The organism is Leptolyngbya sp. NK1-12 (assembly GCF_032598965.1).
Classification (GTDB): domain Bacteria; phylum Cyanobacteriota; class Cyanobacteriia; order Elainellales; family Elainellaceae; genus Elainella.
Window position 1 is genome coordinate 1,049,003 of sequence record NZ_CP053587.1, and the last position, 25,974, is coordinate 1,074,976.

The window sequence follows — 25,974 nt, forward strand, 5'->3', positions numbered from 1 at the left end:
AAATAGGGTTAGGCGACAAACGGAGCATTGGGAGTTGGTGGGTGAGGATTGGTTTCTGGCAGAATGGTGGCACCGACTGGCTTCACCCAACAGGCCACCGTGTGATGATCGCCAACCAACTCTAGGGGGGGATCGTTGACGTGACACTGCTCGATCGCAAACCGGCAGCGCGGCGCAAATGGGCAGCCTTGCGGATAATGAATCAGATTGGGTGGCAGTCCTTCAATTGGCTGGAGAGCGGCTTGTCGCTGTGCATCCAGGCGCGGCATGCTTTGCAGTAAACCAATCGTATAGGGATGGCGCGGACTTTTGTAGAGTTGCCGCAGTGGAGCTTGTTCAATGATTTGGCCAGCGTACATGACAAGGATACGATCAGCCAGGCCAGCTAGTAATGACAGATCGTGAGTAATCCAGATTACTGCCATGCCGAGTTCGGCTTTGAGTCGCTTCACCAGTTCTACAATCTGAGCTTGAATGGTGACATCTAGGGCGGTGGTCGGCTCATCGGCAATCAGCAGTTTGGGATTACAAGCCAAGCCCATCGCAATCATTACCCGCTGCCGCATCCCGCCCGAAAACTGATGGGGATAACTGCGAATCCGCTCAGCCGCGTTGGGAATGCCCACATATTGTAGAAGCTGAATGGCTCTGGCTTTAGCCTCGGTAGATGTCATGCCCAGATGCAGTTGAATTGCTTCGGTCATTTGTTTTTCGATCCGCAGCACGGGGTTAAGCGAAGACATAGGGTCTTGGAAAATCATTGCAATCTGGTTGCCACGAATGCTGCGAATTTCTTGATCACTGAGCTTCAACAAATCACGTCCTTCAAACCGTACTTCACCGCCTGTAATTTGACCAGGGGGTGAGGCAATTAGCCGCATGACCGATAGCATCGTAATGCTTTTACCCGATCCCGATTCACCGACAATGCCAACCGTTTCGTCTTGGTCAACGTGAAATGAAACGTCATTCACCGCATGCACGACGCCATTCCGAGTAAAAAAGCGAGTTTGGAGTTGCCGAACTTCAAGCAGGTGATTCATGAATCAAAATAGACTTCTATATAAATTTTCACGTATATCTTTTCTAAACTTTTACGTGGACTGTTCCGCAATCAGCGCTTCAACCAATTCTCGGCTAAAGCGGCCTTCGGGATTGCGGGCCGTGGGCAGCGCATGTCGAAAAGAAACGTAATAGTTCTGCTGAGATTCTTCAAACAGTCGGCGCAACTCCATGACTGGGTTAACATGATCATCCACCCGCAAATCTAAATAAGCGTACACTTCAGTATGCACTACATACAGCGCGGCAGACTGTCGGCCTCGTTTATCGCCACCTGCGAACTGTCCTGCTTCGAGCGCCAGCAGCAGCCGATCGACAAACTTTGCCTGACTATTGTCTTGGTAAACGGTTGCCATCGCTTGAATGGTGGCTTCGCTGACCAGCATGTTTCCGGCTACCGAGCAATAGGGAAACGACAAATGTCCTGCCCAACCCACACATTCCTTCCCAGTCCAAGCTGCTGTGTTGCCAAAGCGATCGACCAGGTGCACCTGCCGATGTTCACGTCCGGCATCGTCGTGAATCAACATGTCCAACACCGTTTGGGCATCATAATTCTGCAAGAGTTGAAGGCCACGACGACCCCAGAGCGGATTGGTCAGCGCCTGAGTGGCCACAGCTCCCACCTGCGCCTGGGCAAAGGGAACCAGTGCCCCCACGGCTAGATTTTTGGTAGAAACCGCTACCCCCGTCATCCCAGTTGCCCGGTCCCACGCCACAATCGAAAATGTCATTCTATCGATATCCTCAAAATCTGGAATGTCATTAAGTTGGATTTGCGTGAAGCGTGTCTTAAGAGTGCCGCTGCTGCGGATCAAACGCCTCTCGCAATCCATCCCCCAACAGATTGAACCCCAACACCGTAATCGCAATTGCTAAGCCTGGAAAGGTAGTTACCCAGGGTGCTCGTTTGAAATAGTCTCTTCCAGCGGCCAGAATGGCACCCCATTCCGGAGAGGGGGGTTGCGCACCCAACCCTAAAAACGACAGCGCTGATGCAGAGAGTACAGCGACTGAAACGCCCACAGTAGCAACTACGATAATTGGTGATAGAACATTGGGTAAAATATGGCGAAAAATTAAGCGAAAATGTTTTGCACCCAGCGATTGAGCCGCCTTGAAATACTCTTTGTTTTTCTCCACCAGCACTGCTCCATAGGTGACACGAGCATAGAACGGAATCGAGCTAATGCCAACGGCAATCATGGCATTCTTGAGGCTCGGCCCCAGCACCGCCACAGCCGCTAACGCAATCAGCGTTTCGGTGAACGAGAACAAGACATCCATCGCCCGCATCAGTACTGTTTCCAGCCAGCCTCCGGCATAGCCTGCCACCAGCCCGATCACAACCCCAGCCGTCATCGAAATGCCGACAGCAATGATACCAATCATCAGCGTCAGGCGACTGCCATACACAACTCGGCTAAACAGATCGCGCCCAAACTCATCGGTTCCGAACCAGTGTTGCGCGTTAGGCGGCTGTAGATTTTTGCCTACTCCCATTTGCGCTGGATCGAAGGGAGCAATCAACGGAGCAAAAATAGCGACCAGAATTAGCACCAGCAGAATCAAAGCACCAAGCTTTGCGCCCGGACTCCGGAACAGAACTCGCAAAAATTGCCGCCGATCTCTAATTTGAGAGGATGAAATGGGTGGAGTGAGTTGCTGAGTCATTTGCTCCTCGAACTGTTTTCACTGTCCTGATTAACTAATTTGTCTGACGCTTTTGTCTGACGCTTTTGTCTGACGCTTTTGTCTAACCATTTTGTCTAACCATAGGTATTTGTCTAAGAGGGTGTTTGAAAAGTATCAAAAGTACTGCACGCCCCCTAAATCCCCCAAAGTTGGGAGACTTTCAAACCCAACTTCGGCTTGATTGCCCCCAGAATTGGTGGGGCTATGGGGGGCGGGTCGCAATGGCGACTTTTAAAACATCCTCTAACTATAGGTAATGCGCGGATCGATCCAGACATAAATTAGATCCAAAAGAATCGAAACGACAACAACAACGGTGGCAAAAATCAGAATAAAACCCTGAATAGTGGGGTAATCGCGTTGAAAGATAGATTGGATGGCCAATCGCCCAATCCCGTTCCAGGCAAATACATTCTCGACTACAATAGCGCCACCCATCATGTAGGTGAACTGTAACCCTAGCATATTCACTACGTTAATCAATCCGTTTCGTAAGGCATGACGAGATAACACAATATTTTCTCCTAGCCCTTTGGCTCTTGCCGTTCTCATGTAGTCTTGCGAGAGTACATCTAGCATCGAGGAGCGGGTGAGGCGGGAAACGGCTGCTGCATTCGCTAACCCCAGTGTCAGGGCGGGTAGAATCAGGTTTTTCAGATCGGTGCCGGAAACGGGCAGCCAGCCTAATCGAATCGAAAAGATGTAAATTAGCATTAGCCCCAACCAAAAGCTAGGGATGGAGATGCCTAAAATCGCTCCGGTCATCAGTGTGGTATCAATCCAGGTGCCGCGCTTATAGGCTGCGAAAAACCCAGCGGTGACGCCAACTACTATCGTGACGATCAGGCTAGCGACGGCCAGCAACAGTGTATTGGGAAGGCGCACCAGCAATAAATCTAAAACCGGCTGATTGCCGCGAATGGTGGTGCCGAAGTCACCACGCAGAATGCGTCCCATATACATGAGGTATTGTTCATAAATCGGGCGATCGAGTCCTAGATTATGGCGAATCTGTTCAAGCTGTTCAGGAGTAGTAGACTGCGACTGAGCATACATAATCTGCACTGGATCACCCGGCACGAGATGAATCAGCAGCGTCACAGCAATGGTGGTGATCCAAATGGTGAGCAGTCCACCCAGGATGCGTTTGATCAAATAGCGAGTCATGGGCGTTTGGGATTAAACAGTGGAAATTGTCAGGAATTGAGTCGAGCACGATCGCACCGTGCCCTAAAGAGAATCGCTCTTGAAATTTACTGCAATTTCACCTATTGCAATCTCACATCATTGAAAACCGGGCGGTTGAACGGGCCAATTTTATAGCCCTGCACTTCTTTGCGAGTTGCATAGACCCAGAGCGAACCTGGCGTGTATAAAGGCACATGGATTGCGTTCTTCAGCAAATACTCCATTGCGTTATTGACTGCCTGTTTACGTTGTTCTGGATCAACAGTCGTTCGTGTTTTCTGTAACAGGGTATCCAGTTCTTTGCTTTGGTAGCCACTATAGGCTCCCGGAGAATGCCAGAGCTGATAGAGAATATCTGGATCGAACCAAGCCCAATCCATCATATCGAAGGTGCTGACCCCCGCTTTTTTCTCGTTCTCTTGCTTAACGCGGGCATTCAGTGAACCAATATCCATAGTTTCTATCTTCGCGTTAATCCCAACTTGCCCAAGCTGGCTCTGAAAGATCTGCACCATTTTTTCCCGGTTATCGCCGGTTGAGGTCATCAAGATCACTTCCATCGGCTTGTCAGGACCGTATCCCATTTCAGCTAAAAGCTGCTTCGCTTTTTCAGGATTATATTCGTAGGTGAATTGACCACAAAAGTCCTGATCGTTGCCAAATACGCCACGGCTGATCGGGCATTTTTCGCGCTCTACTAAACCTTCACCAAAGGCTGTCTGAATCGCTGCATCTACATCAACGGCATGGGCTACCGCTTGTCGTGCTCGAATATCATTGAATGGCGGACGGGAAATCGTAAACTCAAAGAAGAAGTTTTGCCCGGTGTTTTTGGCCACATGCAGCTCTAGGTTTGAGTCATTCCGAACAGAATCTAGATCGTCTAGCGGTGGATTGACAATTAACTGCACCTCTCCGGTTTGCAAGCCAGCCAGACGTGCCTGCGCTTCTGGAATTTGGCGCACAATCAACTTGTCCAGATAGGGCGCACCCGGATTTTCCACCGGACGACCAAACTTCTTGTAATCGGGATTCTTCTCGAGTTCAATCTGGTCGCCCTTTGTCCAGTTCACCAGTTTCCAAGGTCCGGTGCCAATGGCCTGAGAAACGCCAAATTGATCGCCCAGCGCTTCGTTACTATCACAGAGCATACTGGCAAACGGATCGGCCATAAACGAAACAAACGCACCAAACGGACTGGAAAACTTGAAGCGAACCGTCTGCGGATCAACGACTTCAACCGCAGCAATTGGTCCCCAGGCTCCTTTAGTGACGCTGGGATTTTTAGCATCAGTGGCTCGCTCTGCCGTATATTTCACATCGGTGGCGTCAAAGGCACTGCCATCATGACAGGTAATGCCTTCGTTTAGTGTGAATGTAACTTCCTTGCCATCTTTGCTGACTTGCCAAGATTTAGCCAGGTTAGGCACAATCTCACCCTGATCGTTGAAGGCCAGCAGCGTATCATAGAGTTGGTCAAAGATTTGCCAAGATAGTGTGGTGGTGGTGCGTTGGGGATCGAGTGAATCGGCATCGCCATAGCGTGCCCAGACCAAAGCACCACCTGCTTGAGCGGATTCGGATCCTGTGCCAGTGTTGGTGCTATTCGATGCACTATTCGATGCGTTATTCGTACAAGCCGTTAGGGCCAAAGCTGCTAAAACTAAACCCCAGAGCGATCGTCGTAACGATTTAGTTCCAACACGAGAAGTATCTTGCAACATTAGAGTTTTCATCCTCAGTAGATGGAAGTAGATGGAAGTAGATAGGAAAGCCGCCGAAAAAAATTGTTATGAGTGTGGCGTCAAGATGCGGAACCATTGCCCATTAATGCCAAACATCAACACCAGATATTTCCAACCATTGAATGTTCTATAGTGTTTGATCATTACGAAATCAGTTGAGTCTGGATGTATCGCGGAAAACCATTTTTAATCCAGGAGTTGAGGGTTTTTCTTAAGACTTTCTAACGAATCGGTTTGCTTGCCGGTTGCAATGACTGCCGCAGCAAGGAAATGTACCTCCCTTCTCAACTAGCTTTCAAGCTTTTCAGTTGGAGCTAAACAGTTTAGCCGCTACTATGAATTGCCATCCAAAAGTTAATAAAAGTTGAGGTGATCAGGCTAAAAGGTCGCTGGGTAACAGTTTGATAGAATTAACTGACTTAAAGTTGAGAAAAGTTGAGGTAGTCGTTCACGGTTGAACTATCGTTATCGCGTCATCAGCATGAGAGTGTTTCGGCCCATTCCATGAATTCGGAACCGTTACTGACGGCTGAAACCGCCGTTGCCTTTGTCGATGCTTTGCTAGCTGCTCATGGGGGTAAGCCTCTGTCCCCCTTGCAAATTGCGCTCTTGCAGTCGGCTTGGTCGACTCAGCGGCAAGAATATCGTCAAATTGCCAAGCGCTTCGGCTATTCGGAAAACTATTTGAAGTTTGATGCTGCTCCCAAACTGTGGCGATTGCTCTCTGAGTTGTTTCAAGAAAAAATACGGAAAGCTAACCTCCAGACCGTGGTGGAGCGGCAATATCGACAGCAAACCATGTTGCCACCAGTCGCATCCAAACCTTCCATCCGACCAGAGCAACCCGCTCCCAATGGTGTAGCTCTTCCCAACTCTCGGTTTAATCAGTTTAATCAATTGATTGATGTATCTATTGATGTATCTATTGATGTATCCCACTTTTGCGGACGGGTGGAAGAGTTAACCCAACTTCAGGCTTGGATCGAACAACACTGCCGGATCTTGGTACTAGTTGGGATGGGAGGAATTGGCAAAACGGCTTTGGCGGCAAAACTAACACAACAGCTAACACAGCAGGATCGGTTTGAGCTCATCCTCTGGCGCTCGCTGGCCCATGCTCCCCCACTCAATGACTTTCTGAGAGATCTGATCAATGCAATCGAACCAGCTTCGGTCGAAGTGAGAGATATCACCACGCAACTGTTGGTTTGTCTAAAACAGAAACGCTGTCTGATTGTTTTAGATGGTGTTGATCACCTATTTCAGGACAGCGCTCCCAATGGAGCCAGATTTGATGGGACTGGTCACTACCGCAATGGCTACCAAAATTACGGCCAATGGCTGCGACAGATTAGCGAGACTTTGCATCAAAGCTGCCTACTGCTCACAAGTCGTGAAACTCCGCGGGAAATAGCTCAGCTTGAAGGAACAAGCGTGCGGATTTTGTCCTTAACTGGATTAGGATTCGCTGATATTCAAGCCAGTCCGGCGATCAAAGGCACATTGGTTGGTAGCGATCAGGATTGGCAAGAGTTGCATCGCCGCTGTGCAGGTAATCCTCTGATCATCAAATATGCCGTATCTGCAATTCAACGCTTATTTGCAGGCAATCTCCGCTTATGTCTACAGGGGACGCTGGTGTTTGGCGCGGTGCGAGACTTACTCGATCAACAGTTCAATCGCCTATCTCCACTAGAGACAGAGTTAATTTATTGGCTAGCAATCCATATCGAGCCAGTATCTCTGCCAGAATTACAAGCGGATTTACTCTCTAGCGTTCCACAATCGGCATTACTAGAAGCTATAGATTCCCTACTGCGTCGTTCGTTGATTGAACTGGCGTTTCCAGCATTAGTCGCCAAGCAATCGCCTTTATTCACGTTGTCATTCTTGATGATGGAGTATTTGGGTGAGCAGTTGGTGAGGCAAGTTTATCAGGAAATTATTAATCAATCGCTGCAAGTATTTCACAGCCATTCCCTGATCAAAGCCCAAACCAAAGACTACATTCGGGAAATGCAAACACAGCGATTTTTGCAACCCTTGGTGGATTTGCTCCACCATCATTTTCAGACGAAGCCGCGTCTAGAGCACCATTTGCGTCAATTAATTTCCCTGCTGCATCAGGAGGCTAAACCAGGCTATGCAGCGGGAAATCTGCTCAATATCTTGACTTATTTACAAATTGATTTGACCGGGTCCGATTTTTCCAATCTCACCATCTGGCAAGCCGACCTTCAGGGCGTTCATCTCCAGGATGTTAACTTTAGCAGAGCCGATCTGTCTCGTTCGACCTTCACCAAACCATTAGGTGGTGCGTTATCTGTAGCGTTTAGCCCTGATGGTAAACAGTTGGCAACGAGTGATATCAATGGCACGATTCAGCTCTGGCAGGTTGCAGATGGCAGACAAATTCTCACCTGTGAAGGATATGGAAGCTGGGTTTGTTTAGTGAGCTTTAGTCCAGACGGACGCTATTTAGCCAGCGCCAGTGAAGATCATAGTGTTAAGCTCTGGGATCCCAGCAGCGGCAAATGTCTGCAAACCTTTACGGGCCATCAGAGTTGGGTGTGGTCGATTGCGTTTAGCCGGAATGGGCAGATCTTGGCAAGTGCCAGCGAGGACCACACAATTCGGCTTTGGAGCCTACGCTCTGGGCGCTGTTTGAAAATTCTCACCGGTCACAATAGCTGGGTTTGTTCGGTGGCCTTTAGTCCAGTCAGTAATCTGCTCGTCAGTGCTGGAGATGATCATCTATTGCGGCTTTGGAACACTCGCAGCGGAGATTGCTGGAAAACCCTATGGGGGCACAGTAGTCGGGTCACCTCATTGGCCTTTAGCCCCGATGGAGGAACAATAGCTAGCGCCAGTGAAGATCAGACGATTCGTCTCTGGGATGTCAAAACCGGTGACTGCTGGCAAATTTTGAAAGGGCATTGCCATTGGGTCTGGTCAGTAGCTTTTAGTCCAGACGGTCAGACGTTGATCAGCGGCAGTCAAGATCAGACGGTGAAGGTGTGGCAGCCTGAAACGGGCCAATGTTTGCAGACGCTGCAAGGACACACCAGTTGGGTGCAGTCGGTGGCCTTTAATTCAGATGGGATTACGCTGGCCAGCGGCAGTGAGGATCAAACCGTGCGGCTGTGGGATCTGAATACAGGGCAATGCATCAAGACATTGCGGGGATACGCCAGTTGGGTGCAGTCGGTGGCCTTTAGCCCAGACGGTCATCAATTAGCCAGCAGCAACGAAGATCATAGCGCTCGCCTGTGGGATATCAGCAGCGGAGAATGCGTCAAAATTCTGCATGGAGCGACGAGTGCGCTACTGTCGGTGGCCTTTAGTCCCGACGGTCACTGGTTGGGTGGCGGCGGCTTTGACCAAACGATTCGTCTGTGGCGAGTCAGTACCGGAGAATGCGGCCCTGTTCTACAAGGTCATACCTCCTGGGTGCGTTCAATTGCCTTTAGCCCAGACAATCAACTGCTGCTAAGCGGTGGCGGCGACTGCTATCTCAAGTTATGGCATATCGAAACTGGCGAATGCATCAAAACTTGGCGGGGTCACAAAAACTGGATCTGGTCTGTTGTTTTCAGCCCCGATGGCCAACAGATCGCTAGCTGTGGCGATGATCAGGCAATTCATCTTTGGGATGCCCATACAGGAGAATGTTTGACCAAGCTGCAAGGACATAGCAGCAGCGTCACCTCGGTCTCATTTAGTTCCGATGGCCAATGGTTAGCTAGCAGCAGCGCCGATCAAACCATCAAACTTTGGCACCGGGACACAGGTGATTGTCTGCACACCTTCAGCGGACATACCAGCGCCATTTTTCTAGCCACATTCAGTCCAGACAGTCAACTGATCGCCAGCGGCAGCGCCGATCAAACAATTCGCCTCTGGCAGGTTAGCAGTGGCACTTGTCTGAATACATTAAGAGGTCATACTAACCTAGTGTTTTCTGTCGCCTTTAGTCCCGATGGAACGATGCTTGCTAGCGGCAGTCGGGACGAAACCATCAAACTCTGGTGGGTCAACCGTGGGGAATGTTGGAAAACACTGCGCGTCAAACGGCCCTACGAAAGATTGAACATTACAGGCGTGACTGGATTAACTGAAACTCAAAAAGTAATGCTGAAAGGGCTGGGTGCAATTGAGGATTGATAATGTTGCACGGTTGCTCTCATAGGGAAGCGTCATAAGTAACGCTTTCATGAAACAGCGTCCCAACAGTAAGACGATACAAAGAAATGTCCAGACTCAACAATTGTTGACAAATGCTGTGACTCGGTTGTGTTTACACCGCTTTTGGTTTATGCTTTGCTTTACTAGTTGTTCTCGGTCCCGGAAGAAGGCTAGGCTGCCCGCTCAAGGCGACTAACCGGGGCGCTGATCCAGAAGTGTTCGCAGCACTTAAGGACCAGCTCACCTGACTTCCTGTCACGGCAGGAAGCAAGGCTGTGTTGATTGTACTGTAAAGTGCAACCTTCGCGGCATCGCTTAATGCAAACAGCAGTCAGGGCATCCTGCCTTGAGCGATTTCTTCAACGAAATCTGATCAAGCGAGGCTAAACCAAATGACTACTGAATTTAACGAACTGCTCAACGCAGGCGATCAGGCTGGCGTGCAAATCTGGATTATCGGTACCAGAGATCAGCTGATCCACCAGATCAACGAGTTCTACGTCAAGCGCATCGCCACCGACCGTTCGCGCTTCACGCCGCTGATTCCGGCTCCCTTTGGCCGCGACAAATACATGACGATATTAATCCGGTAGAAGAGTCAGGCACCAGAAACCAGAAACCAGGAGAAGAGAGATTTTTCCTAGTCGCGCACAGCGACTAGCCTCTTTTTTGGCTTCTAACTTCTGGCAATGTCGAACGAATGATTGCCCTCAGGTCAGGACAAAGTAAGGACAAAGCATTTGTTGATAGATCTATATACTTGCGCTCTAGATTATTTGGCAGATGCTTTGTCCCTACAGCCCTGCTGGTCAATCAACCAGATTTAACAAACGTTCTGACTCCTGTCTTCTGGCTTCTACATCTATTACGCCGCACTCATCAACGGCATCGGTTGCCCGATTAAATAATCGTAGGCATCTTCTACTTCATGTAGTTGAGTTAGCACCGTGTTATCCAGCAGGTTTAGACGACGCTCTTCTACCTGTTGGTTGATTTCGTGATCTTCTTTCTGCCGTACCAGTTCATCCAGTTCCACCTTACGAGATTGAATGTCTTTATTCATCCGCTTGACGACTTCTTGCTGATAGGTGTCAAAACATTCCTTGACGGCTTGATACACCTGGAATGACTGCTCTTGAGCAATTTGGGGCAGTAGCTTGATCAGTTCTGCCTTCATGGTTTCCACCACCTTGCGGCGAGCCATTTCAGCTGAGAAACTGCCCAGGCTCAGACCGGCTAAGGCCATGCCTACAGGTCCCAGAAATACGCCCGTTACAGCATACAGCATCGAGGTCAGCAGCACCGCACCGCTAAAGTTGAGCAGAATTTGCTTCCAGTTAAATACACCCGTTCCCGCCATCGCGATCGTCCCCACATCGCCGGTGGTGAGCGCGTATAGACCCACAGCCCACTTAGCCCAGCGAGGCGAGGTATCTTCGGCACTCAGGTTGGCGTTGGGAATCACCTTCTGACCTGTGAGTTTTTCGGTGATGCGATCAGTGACTTGGGTATAGGATTCGCCATATTGGGTCGCGCTTTTGGCTAAGTCGAGAAAACTAGCATCCAACTGCTGCTGGGCGGTCAAACTCCAGGCGGCAATTTTGTCCAACAAATATTTCTCAAACGCTAGACGCAGAGATGCCTCGAACTCTTGCCGTTTGCCCTTCTGCAAAAAGTCGAAGAACTTTAGCTCCGGCTGATAGCGGCTAAAATCGACTTCAAAGCTAGAGGCTAACTCTGGTAGGTAGGTGCGGAACGAGTTGGAAATAGTGCTGGCCTGCCGCTCACCCACAATCCGAATCTCGTCTTTGAACTGGTCGCGGATGGTGACGAGTTGATCAAATTCTGGTTGCACCGAGCGAATTTTTTGCCGCAGGTCTTGAACGCTTTCGCTTAACAAGGGAATACGGCGATCGCAAGCTTCATGCACAGTACGGTAGGCTTGGCGAGCCATCAATTTGGCCTGCCGCAATTCAGAAATGGCTCGCTCCTTGGTTAAAAAGTGATTCAGCGCGGTGATGAATTCCGAGAAGTCTGTACCATCCAGCGATTCATGTTTTAATCGTTGCCGCAATGCATTCAGCGAAGAAATTTCAAATACGCGATCGTCATAGCGGTCTTCTCCTTCTACCTGACAGTAAGGTGTCAGATTCGTTCTAAAGACTTGTCGTACCCGTTCCTCTGCTTCCTGCAAAGCAGCATAATCGTTCGGATCAATCAAACGATTCTGGATTTCGTCCCAGTGGTTGATCAAGAAGAATACGGACAATCCTCGATCTTTAATGTAGTTCTCTAGATAGCGCTGTTCGCCTAACGTATACGGTTGCGTAGCGCTGAGCACAAATAAAATCGCGTGGCAGTTGTTGATATACCCCAGCGTCAACTGATTGCGCTGTTCGGTGTCGTTCAATCCCGGACTGTCGATGATCTGCACGCCCTTTTCCAGTAGAGTGAGCGGATATTGCACCTCGGCATAGGCCACATCGGGAAAGGCAGAAATACCTTGCTCTTGCAGCGTTTTGGCGACTTCTGGCGGAATCGTGTAGCGCTGTTTGAAGCTGTCAAAATCCAGCAATTCGGGTGCTCGCCCATCTTTGAAATGAACGGTGACCTGCTTGTCTTGCCCATAGCTGAGCACCGTTAGCACTGCCGTACAGGGGTTGACATCCGTTGGCAGCACATTTTCCCCAATCAGCGCATTCAGGAATGTGCTTTTGCCCCGTTTCATGTCGCCCAGCACCAGCAGTCGGAACACCCCTTCGCCCAAATTGCGGCTCACCAACTCCAAATCCTCGATGGTGGTTTCCAATCCCAGCTTGCCGGAGGCGGTTTCGCCAATCTGCTCTGCTTCGGTTAGGGTGCCGGCAATCTCCTGCAAATATCCAGCAAACTCTTGTCGAGCTTTGGCAACTTTGTCTAAATCATGAATCAAACTTTCAGCTTTGTCAGCCATTGAAACTCCTTAGGTGGAAATACGATAGGCCAAAAACCGGTGTCATCCCGTCTAAACTGGTGCACCAGAGCCATGAGTCATTTCCAGGTGAATGCTTCCGCAAATCTGTCGAGTCAATTCTTGGATCCACAAGACTAGATGATTCCCATCCTTTTCTATTCCTTGGTTTCAAGAGATTGACCTCTGCGCTTGTTTCCCCATCATGCAAGGCCGAATCTACTATCGCCATCCTCCACCTGGATGAATAGGGTTCAGAGACCCCACTCAATCTGGTTGCCGCAGCCACAGCAGCACAATGCTAGAGATGGTAAACATGCGAAACGCCGTCGGCTGACCGTTCCACACCGGAGACTGCCACATGACAAACCACTCGCCACCAATGCAAAAGAAGGCCAGCAGCCACAGCACACAACTCGCCGTTAAGCCAATCAACGCATAGGATTTGGCGGCATCGAAGTCAGAGATATCTGCCTTGAGGGCTTGACTGAGCCGCAGCACTCCCGTCCAGCACAGGAGAGCCGTCATCGCTTCCCAGGCAATAATGCTCCAGTAGATCAGGTGCTGTAACGGGGGATAAGTAATGGCTCGCCAGGTTAGCTTACTTTCTGGGAAAATCGTATCCATCAGCAGCACATGCTGCACATAGGCAAAGTTGGTGCCATAGTCAGTCAGATTATTGAAGACGACCAGCGTGAAAAAACAAGCAATAGTAGCAACTAGAATAATTTTAGAGATACGTTCAATCATGAAATTCCTCCCCTTGCTCATAACCCTAATCTGCAGCGGCCCTCTCTCTGCTTGTTTTTCAGAAGGGTGGCAGATGGGTTCTGGTTCATCTCCGCCATCTGTAGATTCATCTCTCAATTCATCACCATTGTCTACCAATAGCCCAGCCGCTTTGGATGTGCAGCTATTCACATCTGAGGAATTGTTCAATCAAGACGGCGGAGGTTGCGGCATGAGTCTCTGGAAGCAAGCAGATGGGCCGCGTCCCTCTGGGTATTTATTTTTTAATCGACTGGCGCAACAGCCAGGGCGAGAGTTGACGCTGATGAAGATTAACGGTGAGTTTGTCCGCTTTCGCCGCACGGCAGCATCGGGCGAAGAGTTCTACGGACAACATACCTCTCAAACCTTTGTCAGTCAGGATGGCAGTATGCAGGTTCAAGTCGATGTGACGCTCGGTGAACCGGGAGAAATTGAATCAGTCGCCGTTGATGGAATCATGCGTGTTCAGAAGGGCGAACACACCGTAGAGATTCCTGTTCAAGGCGATGCAGGTTGTTGAGCATGGGTAAGGCTGATGCAGGACTAGCGATTCCGGGCCGGTTCACAATCGCAAACTAAACCCTCTAGCACCGTTTGCACCGCAGCCACAATCGGTTCAACTCGATTCACAATCCCCTGCACATCCCTAGCAAAGCTGAGCAGCGATCGGCCATCAACGTACAGTTCCTGAGTTGGGTAGTTTTGCAGAAACTCCAGCAGCGAAAGCTGATTGTCATCGCTGAGCGACAAAACCAGCGCCGAGCGGAGCGCCTGCACATTAGCCCGCCGTGATCTGGTATGCAGCGTATTCCCAACCTGATCCAGCACAAATTCACCGGGCAGCGAGTTGCCAACCCGATCCACCAATCGCAGGCTCACCCCTACCTCCTGGGTTAACACCTGCTGCAAGGTTTCAACCTCTAAATTAGCGACATTCAGATACCAGCGAATCTGCCGGGTGGTTTGGCCGGTTTCGGCTAGTGCTTGCAAATCGGCAACGGGAATTGAGCGTCCTAGGGGACCGAAGGTAAACACAACCCGCTCCGCCGCCCGCACCGGAGTAGCCGCAAATAGGGCCGCCGCTCCCATACCAATTAAGCTGCCAAAACCGAGAACTCTGCATCCGACTGGGCCAAACCGAGGCAAACAATCAACGAGGGAAACAATTTTCATAGGAAATTTTTAGGTGAATTGAATGCACAAATCAACCAGTTAATCTGAGGGATCCCAGACAGTAGGGCGCTACACCCATCTACCCGTCAGGGAGTTTGGGTAGCGGTGTGCTGATCGAGACAGTTGACGGCTGTATTAGATGTCAGTTGAGTTTGCGGCGAGTCAGGTGTCGATACAGATGTTGATGCAGCTGTAGACGTCGATGCAGATGTTGATGCAGTCGTAGGTGCTTCACAGTCGCAGACAATTCTTTGTAAATAGTCTTTAGCGACCTCAAGGGCTGGCAAAATCCGCTCTACAAAGGCGCTGACATCGTTATAGGTTGTGACCAATCCAGTAATGTTGAGTGTGACTTCAGGAACTGGATAGTTTTCCAATACTTCTAGCACGGAAATTTGCCGATCCTGGATCGAGGTTCGCACCGCTGTCCGTAGGTCGGTCAGTTCCGAAGATCCTTGAATCAATCGCTGCAGTTGCGCCACCACAAAGCGACCAATCGAGCTGTCAAGAAACTCTGCCTCTACCGTTTCTAGGGTTCCTGGCAGCTGAATTGGTGTCGCGAGTGCTCGTTGGATGAGCGTAGGATCCTGACGATTTAAGTCTAAAAATTCCCTTGCCTGCTGCGGTAATGCGCCTGCGCCTGAGTTAACGAATTGCTTGATTTCATCGAGTGTGATCGTGGTTTCAGAAGGCACGTTCGGGTCCGAGCCGTAATACCGCAGGGTAATTGTCTCTACAGCCGAGGCGCTGGCAGTGGAAAGTAAAATACTAGCTGCACTCAAACCGATGATTTTGGTAACAGCTTTGGTAATGGAGCTAGTAATTGATGCAGTAATTACTTTAGTGATCATTTTAATTACTTCGTTGATGTTACAATCCTAAATAATTCCAGAAAGACCGGAAGCGCTATCTTGAAAAAGCTATATCAGACTACGAATACGTCGAACCAATCGTAGTACTGAAACATTATCGCCTTACATTGGTGTTGTCAAGGTTAAGATAACTACAAACGGATAGAAAACGTAGATTTCAACCTTGTGGATAGAAACGCCGCTCTCCTACTCAGCGTGTTTGAGCAATTGTTGATTCAACTGAGGGTGCAACCGCTGTAATGCGACCGCCTTCAATCCCGACATCCCAAAGTCCGGTTGTTCCCAGCAGACAAGCGCAGGTAATTTTCAGATCCATGAGACTAATTGCCACAATTCATAGTTTGCGTTCAGCCCCTAAAATAAAAACGTCGTTCTGAGCGTAGCAATCACCGCATCGGGGTTGTCGTTGTCCTGATTTGGAGCTGTTAGCCAGATCACACCAGGCGTAATAAAAATATTGTCAGTAACGCGATGACGATAAAACGCCTCAATATGCAGCGGGACATCCACATCAAAATCCTGCGGATCGCCACCCATGCGAGTCAAATAGGGTTCTGCGCCCACAACCAAGCCCAGCAAATTGCCTCGACGGAACAGATCGGGAAATGCAAACGTTAACGCATAGGTGAGAATATTACCATCGCCTTCGCCAATCAAGCGAGGATAGAAGGTGCTAAACCAACCGCTGATCGAAAAGCGGGAACTGGGTTGCCAGTTGAACTGTGCCCCATATCCGTTGGTGATTACGGGCGAGTCCTCAATGGTTGTAACCAGACCACCAGTAAAGCGACTAGCCAAAAGATCCTGCCCCGCCAGCGTGTTAGCGACAGCGGTTCCGGCCACTTCTAAACCATTGTAGTTAAAGCCAAAACGCCCAGAGGGAGAGTATTGGTTGATGTAGACCCCAGCGATTGAAAAATTGTCTGTAACGTTCCAGGTGAGCTGTCCCAGGAATCCGTAGCCGCCATTAAACAAGCCGCTGCCCGGTGAAGGATCGCCAGCCGCCAAGCCATCAGCCAAATAGCCAGCCGTGAGTTGGAGGGCATCGTCAAACGGCGTAGCGTTGAAAATCAAGCCGGTACCGCCGCCTGTTAGCGTATAAATGGGATTGTATTCGCCAAATACACTAATTGCACCGGTGCCGCTCTCGAAATCGCTCAGATAGGGGTTCAGGGTAGGAGCATAGAGTTGAAATTGAGCAAAGCCGTGGGCAAAGGCAATGTTGATGTGCCGATTAATCGGAAAGCTGTAGGACGCAACCCGCACTTGTAATGTATCTGTGGTTAGAGCTGAAAGTTGGGACGAGAGGGTACCTTCTGCTGTAGAGACTTTCACTGGACGCTCCACTCCGCCAACCAGAACATCCACCTCAGTACCAGGTCGATCAAATACACCTGTGTAGGGTGGATCAGCATTCAAGCTGCCAAAGGAAGTATTGCCAGCATAGAGGCTGAGCAGCAGCACATCATCTCCAGTGAAGCTGGTGACGAAGCTCAAGTTCTCTCGATGCTGAAACACAGTTTGGTTATTATCGCCTTCGCCAAAGACATCAGCCACGGCAAAGATTGCGTTTCCCCGCAGCACTGTAGTTGCTGAGAACTGATTGGCTTCTAGTTCGGCCACTCGCGCTTCTAGTCCATCAACCCGGCCCCGTAAAACGGCTAGTTCCGTCTGGAATTCGTCGGCCAGCCGTTGCCGCACTGCTAGATCCTCTTCAGTGACCAGATCGGCGGTACTAGCTTCGATTAGCTCGCTGATGCGATCGAGACAGGCATTCAATCCCGCAGCAAACTCATAGCGGCTCAAAGCCCGTTCCCCTCTAAAGGTGCCATCGGGATATCCGACAATACAACCATAGCGTTCTACCAACGATTGCAGTGCTTTATAGGCCCAGTCGCTAGGCTGTACATCGGCCAGTTCACTCACTGAGGTTAACTGCGCCATTGAGCTGGTTCTGGCCCCGTTGCTGGGGATACTGAGGGCAGTAGCCCCCGGTGTAGCAGTGGGTGCAGTTGACGGCGGGTCGGGTGGGGACGTCTCAGGTAAGGGGGCTGGAGCAATGGGTAAGGGAGCATCAGCGGCAGTAATAGGTGGCTCGGTGCCAGACTCTTCTGCATCCGGTACCTGATTTTGACCTGCATCAATTCTTTCTATGGTTTGGTGCGAATCAATTGGTGTATTTGCAGATGAATGCTGTTGATTTGCCTGTTCCGAATCAGACCCTGAACCCGGAATGGCGGCTGTTTCCGCTTGGGAATTTGGTTCTTGCTCCAGATCCTCTCCGCGTTCGTCGTCATCTGCAGGCGAGGCGATTTCTCGCGCTTCCGGGGTTGCTGCATCTGGGGTTGCTGCATCTACCGCAATGACCGGCACTGCCATCCCAACCGACATGCCCCAGACCGCCGCACCAATCCCGATCAGGGCTAGCTGATTCCATAATTGATTGCTCACGTTGCCCACTCCACACCGTTCAAAGGTAAACACCACTCGCAAGGATCCTACTAGACCTGTAGGATTCTCACAAGGTTTAACACCGCCATTCCACCGCAGCAGGGCTACGATAAGAAAAGCATGCCTATAAGAAATCGAGTGTGAGGAAGCCAACGTTTTCACTTTACACCGAATTACGGTTTTGCAAGAATCCTGTAACAACTGAAAACGAAGTCTTGGACTTTAGGTCAGCCAATGGGTGCTGTCAATAGCAAGAAACGAGCCATTCACTGCTGGACCAGGTGGGATCGAGTAGAATAGCTGTACTGTTTCTCGGCTGAGCTGCTATGTCCATCGCCAATCAGGAAACTGCGCATCCAGAGACGCCTCCCCTTGCCGATGCAGTACAGAGTGGAGCAGAAACGCCTGTCTTTCCTCCCAGCGACCTCTACAGTGACGAACCGCCGTTGGAAACCTACTTTCACTTACGCCAACTGCTGTTGCTGCTCTCCTGCCTCGAATGGTACTGGCGTGACCGCAACGACTTCTTTGCGGCTGGCAATCTCACGGTCTACTACAGTCCCAATCAGCGCAAATCCGAGGACTTCCGTGGTCCCGATTTCTTTGTGGCGCTTAACACTGAACGAAAGCCGCGCAAAAGTTGGGTGGTGTGGGAAGAAGACGGTAATTATCCCAACGTGATTATTGAGTTACTGTCTGACTCAACCGCCAAAACCGACCGGGGATTGAAAAAGCAGATCTATCAGAATACGTTTCGCACCCCCGACTACTTCTGGTTTGATCCCGTCAGCTTAGAGTTTGAGGGATTTCATCTGGTTGACGGACAGTATGAACCAATTCAGCCGAATCCACAGGGCTGGCGTTGGAGTCAGCAGCTTCAGCTATTTTTGGGCATTCAGGATCAGCAGTTACGCTTTTTTACCCCAGAAGGCCAGCTAGTATTGACCCCAGAAGAGGCAGCCCGCGCAGAACAGCAAAGAGCCGATCTAGCTGAAGAACAAGTTACGCAGGCGCAGCAACAAATCGCTCAGGCGCAACAGCAAATTACTGAAGCAGAAGCTCGCAACCAGAAGCTAGCTGCTAAGCTACGCGAATTGAACATCGACCCAGACGCACTCTGAATTGTTGTGGGGAAAAGCAATAGAATTCCTCTGATTACGGCTTATGAACTGTGAATTAATAAAAAATCTGCCTGAGAGCGGGAATGCGCGATAGAACAAAATAGTCTAGTGATAGAACAATAACCAGAGAAATACCGACTAACGGGAATGCAAATCCTAATATGGCTACGATGATTAAGGGAACTCGCCAATTTTGGCTATAGGGCGGCATGGCCGGAGCACCAAGCAACCCTGATTCCCTAGGCCGCCGTTGCCACCACATCACGGCTCCAGTGATCGAAAGCAGCATGACAATCAAAGCCGCCACCAGCATCAGTAATTGATTGGCAATGCCAAAGTACTTGCCCATGTGAATCGCGGTTCCCATCTCTACGGCTTTAGGAACCAGTCCATAATCGCTCCAGCGTACATCTGCCAATACTTCACCACTGTACTGGTCAATGTGCATCGTTACTTCTTGCCTCGGATCGTTGGGGAACGCAGAAACTGTGTATACACCTGTTTTTCCCTCTGGCAGGGTGACGCTAAAACCAGGAGGTGCACCTTTGGCCTGGGCGAGGGCGATCACAAAATCGAGGTTGACCCGAGGTGCAGACGCCGCTTCGTTGGTTGCAGCAGAACCGCCGTGACCATGGCCGGCGTGATTTGCTCCAGATAGATGCGATTGCGGCATGGGTAATTGTTCCACGGCCCAAGGCACAACCTGACCCCGTTGATTGAGGGAGCCAGTCAAGATAGTAGATTCAGGAATCTCATCCCACATCTGAGCTGGAAATCTCCCCCACACCTGAGCAAAGGTATCTCCCCAAAAGCCAGTCCAGGGCAAGCCAGTGAGGATCAGAAATCCAATCAGGAGCAGACCATAGAAACCGGGTACCGCATGTAAATCGCGCCAGAATATGCGTTGGTTGGAACTCCATAGACGCGGAATTAGCGTTCCTAGCACGGCAAACCGATGGCGCGGCCACCACAGATACAGCCCCGTAATTAACAGCACCAGACCCCAACAGGCAGCTAACTCCACGAGATAATCACCCGTCTGACCAATCAGTAAGTCACCGTGAATTTTGCGAGCAATCGCCTGCAGGTTATGGTCTTCATCGCGCTGGCCCAACACTTGACCTGTGTAGGGATCGACAAACACCATGAGATTGCGCTCGTCTGCGGTGGTCAACAGCACTTCTGTACTGCGATCTGGCGCGATATTGGGTGTAATTTGAGTGACAGTTGCAGTGGGAAAGGCTGCCTGGGCACGTTCGACCTGCTCTGTAAACGCGAGGGCTGTGCCGTTAGGCTGTACAACCATCAGATTGTGATACATCACGGTGTCTAGCTGAGGCTTGAACAGATAAACAATCCCTGTGGCGGCCAGAATTATCATGAAGGGGATGACGAACAATCCAGCATAGAAATGCCAACGCCAAACGGTACGATAAAAGCGATTGCCTGGAGATTCGGTTGCTGATGTTGCTTTAGGAGCGGTTGGAGATTTACCCATATGCATGCTGTTAACAAGAGCTAGAAAACGAAAACTAGGAGCGGAAAAACTATCTCCTACAGCCCAAGCACTGTCAAAAGACAGAGCGTCAAACATTTACAAATCTTTGCTTGAAGTTGTCCAAGCGATGGCGTTTGGTTGCAGATGAGGGCTGCCAATGTAGCCCAGGTAACCATGTTGCCGGATAATGGACCCACAGGTGGTTTTCTGTTGGGATGACAAACCCATGCCGTGGTGAAAATCAGGTCAAAATTCAGAACAACTCTATGACGCAATACATCCTCGCCTTTGATCAAGGTACAACCAGTTCTCGCGCCATTGTGTTTGACCGCCAAGGCAATGTGCTTTCCCTGGCCCAGAAGGAATTTCCGCAAATCTTTCCCCAGTCGGGTTGGGTCGAGCATGATGCCGAAGAGATCTGGTCCTCGCAGATTGGGGTAGCGAACGAAGCCCTAGCCCGGCTTGGTATTTCAGCCCGCGACATTACCGCCATTGGCATTACCAATCAGCGGGAAACCACCGTCGTCTGGGATCGCAGTACTGGGCACCCGATTTACAACGCTATTGTGTGGCAGGATCGGCGCACGGCTGAGTTGGCTGATCAGCTGAAAGCCGCCGGACAGGAAACCCTGTTTCAACAGAAAACCGGCTTGGTGATCGATGCCTACTTTAGCGGCACCAAACTGAAATGGCTGCTGGACAACATCCCCAACGCTAGGGAAAAAGCCAATCGCGGTGAGCTAGCCTTTGGCACGATTGATAGTTGGCTGATCTGGAAACTGACCCAGGGCGAATTGCACATTACCGATGTCACCAACGCCAGCCGCACTCTGCTCTACAATATCCACACCGGTGATTGGGATGAGGAATTGCTCAACCTGTTGAATATTCCCCGGAGTCTCCTACCAGAGGTTCGCAGCTCTTCCGAGGTCTATGGACATACCGCCCCAGGTCTATTAGGTGCGCAAGTCCCGATTGCTGGCATTGCAGGAGACCAACAGGCTGCCACCTTTGGACAGGCTTGTTTGCAACCCGGCATGGCCAAAAACACCTATGGCACGGGCTGTTTTATGCTGCTCAACACTGGCGATCAGCCGATTGCCTCAGCCCACAAACTGCTAACCACGGTAGCCTGGGGCGTGAAGGGCCGCACCGATTATGCTCTGGAAGGCAGTGTGTTTATTGCCGGAGCTGTGGTGCAGTGGCTGCGGGATGGACTGGGTATCATCAAGCGGAGTGAAGAGGTGGAAGCGTTGGCCTATAGCGTTCCCGATAATGGTGGCGTTTACTTTGTGCCCGCTTTTGTGGGACTGGGTGCCCCCTACTGGGATAGCTACGCTCGCGGTACGATTGTCGGACTCTCCCGTGGCTCTACGGCGGCTCATATTGCCCGGGCTGCCCTCGAAAGCATTGCCTACCAAACCGCAGACGTACTCGACGCGATGCAGCAGGATGCCCAACTCCACCTCTCGGAACTGCGGGTCGATGGCGGTGCCTCCCGCAATGATCTGCTGATGCAGTTTCAGGCCGATGTGCTAGGCATCCCTGTGGTGCGACCCAAAGTCACCGAAACGACAGCCTTGGGAGCCGCCTATCTGGCCGGACTGGCTGTGGGCTACTGGGAAAGTGAACAGGAAGTAGTCCGACTCTGGCAAATTGACCAACGCTTTGAACCTGCTATTACTGCAGAGCAGCGGCAGTCTTTACGAAATGGTTGGCAGCGGGCTGTTGCGCAGGCGCGGCAGCGGTAGGGGAGATGGCGGTTCGTGAGCCTCGCCGAACGAGGAAGATGGGGTGGGGTTGCTGGCTATTGTGCTTTGCTTTGGTAGCGTTTGCGGAGTGGAGTGCACAAACTTGGATTTCGTTGAAGTCATTCAACCCAATTAAACGATCAATGGAGTGTGGGCATCTTGCCCACCGCAAGCGAGACCTTGCGCTACAAATCGTTCAAAAATCGTTCAAAAATCGTTCAAATAATCTAAATGGACTGACTTAATGCGGCAATTGCGTTGGTTAAGGTGTTCCTACGCCGTTGATTTCAATGTTCCGAATTAGATTTTGCAATGGGTAATTGACCGTGATCCTTAAGCCTCTCAATTCCCTCACGAAGCATCTTGTCGCTGTGTCAGCAAACGGGTGTCAGCAAACGGGTGTACCCAGGCCGGTGTACCCAGACCGGTGTACCCAGACCGACAAACTGAAAGACTGTAAACCAAAATGATTTTGCAATTGAATCGAAATCAAGCGGTATCTGCCCTGCCTTCGCTGAGTCGGTTACAGATGGGCTGCTGCCTTGCTTTCTGCCTGCTCTTGGCTTTTGATTGCTGGCTGCTGCTGCCTTCGGCATCCTAACTCTATTGCTCTTCCGAGACCAATCTGTTACTGTGCCAATTGAGGATTTACTCGACAAGCTCGCTAGAAACTGAGCTGTACACTACGTTGGGATGACTGGATGAAAGCAATGGGCCAGCCAAATCGAATTCTGATTCTCTTTGCCCATCCTGCCTTGGAGAAGTCACGCATTAATCGGCAGTTGATTAGGGCGATGCGCGAAACGGATTCGATTACCATTCACGATCTATATGAGCACTATCCCAATTTCCACATCAATGTGAAGTGGGAGCAAGAACTGCTGCTGGCCCATGACATTATTGTGTTTCAACATCCCTTCTACTGGTACAGCAGTCCAGCGATTCTGAAGGAATGGCAAGATCTGGTTTTGGAGTATGGCTTTGCCTACGGTCACAATGGCACGGCCCTGCAAGGAAAAAAAGTACTTTCGGCCATTACCACCGGCGGCAGCAAACAAGCCTATTGCCGACAGGGGCACAACTACTTTACTGTCCGCGAACTGTTGACGCCCTTTGAGCAAACGGCTCGCCTCTGTGGCATGGAGTATTTACCGCCGTTTGTGATTCATGGCACCCATCAACTGCGGGAAGCCGATCAAATTGCTTTGTGCGTGGAAGAGTATCGCACCGCAATCGCGGCTTTGCGCGACGATGTAATTGATTGGCAGCAACTGCCGCAACATCTATACCTGAATCATTATTTGTATGCGAACAAGCTAACGAATAATCCAGTGAATCATCCAGTGGAGCCATCCCTGCATGTCCAATGAGAATTTGTTTTTTCAGGCGTTCGTGTATCTGACGGCTGCCGTGATCACAGTGCCCATCTCTAAACGCTTGGGGTTGGGGTCGGTGCTGGGATATCTGATTGCCGGGGTGATTATCGGCCCGTTTGGTCTGCGTTTGGTGGGGCAAGAAGGTCAGGATGTGATGCGCTTCGCTGAGTTTGGCGTGGTGATGATGCTGTTTTTGGTGGGCCTACAGCTTCAGCCGGATTTGCTGTGGCGAATGCGCATGCCGATTGTGGGACTGGGCGGGTTGCAGATGATTGCCAATGTGGTGCTGCTATCGGGGGTGGGCCTGCTGCTGGGGTTATCGTGGCAGACGGCTCTGGCTATCTCCCTGATCCTGCCGCTCTCTTCTACGGCGATTGGCGTTCAAACCCTGACCGAACGGGGACTGATGCGAACGCCGGGAGGCCAGTCTGCTTTTTCGGTATTGCTGTTTCAGGCTGTGGCGGTGATTCCGATTCTGGCGCTGCTGCCCCTACTGGCGGCAAATCCGGCGGTGGATCAAGCTGCTGCTGCCCAAACTGGGCTGGCGGGCTGGCAGCAAACTCTGCTGGTGATCACGACGGTGGCGGGCATTGTCGTGGGTGGGCGGTTCTTGATGCGTCCGGTGTTTCGCTTTATTGCGGCGACACGGCTGCGGGAAATCTTCACGGCTACGGCGCTGCTGCTGGTGGTGGGGATTACTTTAGCAATGCAAGCGGTTGGTCTATCTCCGGCCTTGGGCACGTTTGTTGCTGGGGTAGTGCTGGCGGAGAGCGAATACCGGCATGAGCTAATGAGCACAATTGAACCGTTTCAGAGCTTACTGCTGGGCTTGTTTTTTCTCTCGGTGGGAGCGAGTATTGATTTTAATTTAGTCCTGGGACAACCGCTGCTGATTGTCGGGCTGATTATCGGTGTTTCCATTTTCAAATCCGGGCTGTTGATTGGGTTAGGTACGCTGTTCAAACTGGGGCTGAGCCAAAGTATTTTGTTTGCCTTTGCCCTGGTGCAGGGAGATGAGTTTGCCTTTGTCTTGTTTTCCTTTGCGGCTCAGAGCAATGTGCTATCGGAAAATCTGGCCGGAATTTTGATTGCGGTGGTTGCCCTCTCGATGCTGCTGTCGCCGCTGTTTATGATTGCCTATGACCGATTGATCGAACCGCGCTTTGCCATTACGTCCGACGAGCGGGAGGCTGACGAAATCGACGACAACGAAAATCCGGTGATTATTGCTGGATTTGGCCGCTTCGGGCAGATTGTCGGCCGGTTGCTGCTGGCAAATGGCTGTTCGATTACGGTGCTGGAACACAATCCCGCCCAGATTGAACTGCTGCGCCGATTTGGCTGGAAGGTGTTTTACGGTGATGCCTCGCGGATCGATTTGCTCTATGCTGCCGGTGCCGACCAGGCCAAGCTGCTGGTGATCGCGATTGACGATAGCGAGAAAATCCTGGAAATGGTCGATCTGGCGCGGAAACACTTTCCAGACCTGAAACTTCTGGCGCGGGCGATCGACCGACGCCATGCCTATGAGCTGATTCGACGTGAGGTAGATGTAATTCAGCGGGAAACGTTTAGCTCGGCCTTGGATATGGGAGTTGAAGCCCTCAAACTGCTGGGAGTCCGCTCCTATCGAGCACACCGGGCCGCTCAGACCTTTAGGCATCATGATGAGGAAGCCCTGCATGATATGGCGGCGATGGCGGAAGATGATTCAGCGTTGATGGCCCGATCGCGACAGTTGAGTGAAGATCTAGAGCAAATTCTGCAATCTGACGAACGGGAAGTGGTTCATGAGGTGGATCGAGCCTGGGATCTGTTGGCGCAGCAACAAGACGGCCAATAGTCAGCTATTGCTGGTTTCAGCATTCTCCGAATCGTATCGGTTGCTAACCCTAAGTTACCGAGCCAAGCGATCCAGTTCCGTTCCAAAACCGTTCCGATCAACTGAGCTGAGTCTGTCAATATTGACATGTTATTTTGCGGCTTCAGCCGCGCAGGAAGAAGCGAAGCTAAGGCCAAATTGACACAAAATTCTGTACAGGCTGATCCTAAATTTTTAGCGTGGGTGCAATCTGCTCCATGCAAGTGCACGGTTTCCATTGCCCTGATGAAATCGTTTTTACCGTCCATGTAGCC

The 25,974-nt window shown here is 50.7% G+C and carries 19 protein-coding genes; 7 read left to right on the forward strand and 12 right to left on the reverse strand.

Features of this window, described 5'->3' with window-relative positions; translation table 11 throughout:
- Positions 1-8: 8 nt before the first annotated feature.
- From HJG54_RS32580 to HJG54_RS32600, 5 genes are all read right to left on the reverse strand, one after another.
- The gene (locus tag HJG54_RS32580) at positions 9-1,043 is read right to left on the reverse strand and encodes an ABC transporter ATP-binding protein (RefSeq protein ID WP_316435982.1); all 1,035 of its coding nucleotides are present in this window, start codon (positions 1,041-1,043) and stop codon (positions 9-11) included.
- A gap of 51 nt (positions 1,044-1,094) precedes the next feature.
- A complete protein-coding gene (locus HJG54_RS32585) occupies positions 1,095-1,796 on the reverse strand; it encodes a DUF1028 domain-containing protein (protein ID WP_316435983.1) in 702 nt (233 codons plus the stop codon).
- A 58-nt stretch (positions 1,797-1,854) separates the two neighbouring features.
- On the reverse strand, positions 1,855-2,736 hold the full coding sequence (gene nikC, locus HJG54_RS32590) for a nickel transporter permease (protein ID WP_316435984.1): 882 nt from the start codon (positions 2,734-2,736) through the stop codon (positions 1,855-1,857).
- Positions 2,737-3,000: 264 nt separating this feature from the next.
- A complete protein-coding gene (locus HJG54_RS32595) occupies positions 3,001-3,924 on the reverse strand; it encodes an ABC transporter permease (RefSeq protein ID WP_316435985.1) in 924 nt (307 codons plus the stop codon).
- Positions 3,925-4,025: 101 nt separating this feature from the next.
- A complete protein-coding gene (locus tag HJG54_RS32600) occupies positions 4,026-5,669 on the reverse strand; it encodes an ABC transporter substrate-binding protein (protein ID WP_316435986.1) in 1,644 nt (547 codons plus the stop codon).
- 525 nt (positions 5,670-6,194) lie between these two features.
- On the opposite strand from HJG54_RS32600, the gene HJG54_RS32605 reads away from it, so the two are divergent.
- Positions 6,195-9,854: an NACHT domain-containing protein gene (locus HJG54_RS32605; RefSeq protein ID WP_316435987.1), complete on the forward strand. Its 3,660-nt coding sequence runs from the start codon at positions 6,195-6,197 to the stop codon at positions 9,852-9,854.
- 413 nt (positions 9,855-10,267) lie between these two features.
- On the forward strand, positions 10,268-10,468 hold the full coding sequence (locus HJG54_RS32610; protein ID WP_316435989.1) for a hypothetical protein: 201 nt from the start codon (positions 10,268-10,270) through the stop codon (positions 10,466-10,468).
- A gap of 272 nt (positions 10,469-10,740) precedes the next feature.
- Here HJG54_RS32610 and HJG54_RS32615 read toward each other — a convergent pair whose 3' ends face one another.
- Both HJG54_RS32615 and HJG54_RS32620 read right to left on the reverse strand, forming a co-directional pair.
- Complete coding sequence (locus HJG54_RS32615) at positions 10,741-12,828, reverse strand: dynamin family protein (protein WP_316435990.1); 2,088 nt, start codon at positions 12,826-12,828, stop codon at positions 10,741-10,743.
- 264 nt (positions 12,829-13,092) lie between these two features.
- Complete coding sequence (locus tag HJG54_RS32620; protein ID WP_316435991.1) at positions 13,093-13,575, reverse strand: DUF2165 family protein; 483 nt, start codon at positions 13,573-13,575, stop codon at positions 13,093-13,095.
- Between the two features lie 127 nt (positions 13,576-13,702).
- On the opposite strand from HJG54_RS32620, the gene HJG54_RS32625 reads away from it, so the two are divergent.
- Positions 13,703-14,116 (forward strand): hypothetical protein, encoded by a 414-nt coding sequence (locus HJG54_RS32625; protein WP_316435992.1) that lies wholly within the window; start codon positions 13,703-13,705, stop codon positions 14,114-14,116.
- A gap of 23 nt (positions 14,117-14,139) precedes the next feature.
- Here the strand turns inward: HJG54_RS32625 and HJG54_RS32630 are convergent, their stop codons facing one another.
- From HJG54_RS32630 to HJG54_RS32645, 4 genes are all read right to left on the reverse strand, one after another.
- A complete protein-coding gene (locus tag HJG54_RS32630; RefSeq protein ID WP_316435993.1) occupies positions 14,140-14,769 on the reverse strand; it encodes an alpha/beta hydrolase in 630 nt (209 codons plus the stop codon).
- An 86-nt stretch (positions 14,770-14,855) separates the two neighbouring features.
- The gene (locus HJG54_RS32635) at positions 14,856-15,620 is read right to left on the reverse strand and encodes an alpha/beta hydrolase (RefSeq protein ID WP_316435995.1); all 765 of its coding nucleotides are present in this window, start codon (positions 15,618-15,620) and stop codon (positions 14,856-14,858) included.
- 211 nt (positions 15,621-15,831) lie between these two features.
- On the reverse strand, positions 15,832-15,972 hold the full coding sequence (locus HJG54_RS32640; protein WP_316435997.1) for a hypothetical protein: 141 nt from the start codon (positions 15,970-15,972) through the stop codon (positions 15,832-15,834).
- A gap of 23 nt (positions 15,973-15,995) precedes the next feature.
- Positions 15,996-18,092, reverse strand: a complete 2,097-nt coding sequence (locus tag HJG54_RS32645; protein WP_316435999.1) for an iron uptake porin — start codon at positions 18,090-18,092, stop codon at positions 15,996-15,998.
- Between the two features lie 326 nt (positions 18,093-18,418).
- On the opposite strand from HJG54_RS32645, the gene HJG54_RS32650 reads away from it, so the two are divergent.
- Complete coding sequence (locus tag HJG54_RS32650; protein WP_316436000.1) at positions 18,419-19,213, forward strand: Uma2 family endonuclease; 795 nt, start codon at positions 18,419-18,421, stop codon at positions 19,211-19,213.
- A 55-nt stretch (positions 19,214-19,268) separates the two neighbouring features.
- Here the strand turns inward: HJG54_RS32650 and HJG54_RS32655 are convergent, their stop codons facing one another.
- On the reverse strand, positions 19,269-20,711 hold the full coding sequence (locus HJG54_RS32655; protein WP_316436001.1) for a PepSY-associated TM helix domain-containing protein: 1,443 nt from the start codon (positions 20,709-20,711) through the stop codon (positions 19,269-19,271).
- 266 nt (positions 20,712-20,977) lie between these two features.
- Here HJG54_RS32655 and glpK point away from each other — a divergent pair, with 266 nt between their 5' ends.
- From glpK to HJG54_RS32670, 3 genes are all read left to right on the forward strand, one after another.
- Complete coding sequence (gene glpK / locus HJG54_RS32660) at positions 20,978-22,462, forward strand: glycerol kinase GlpK (RefSeq protein ID WP_316436004.1); 1,485 nt, start codon at positions 20,978-20,980, stop codon at positions 22,460-22,462.
- A 710-nt stretch (positions 22,463-23,172) separates the two neighbouring features.
- Entirely contained in the window at positions 23,173-23,832 is a 660-nt protein-coding gene (locus HJG54_RS32665; RefSeq protein WP_316436006.1) for an NAD(P)H-dependent oxidoreductase, read from the forward strand.
- Entirely contained in the window at positions 23,822-25,681 is a 1,860-nt protein-coding gene (locus HJG54_RS32670) for a monovalent cation:proton antiporter-2 (CPA2) family protein (protein WP_316436008.1), read from the forward strand. The genes HJG54_RS32665 and HJG54_RS32670 overlap by 11 nt, the downstream gene beginning before the upstream one ends.
- Positions 25,682-25,974 lie beyond the last annotated feature (293 nt).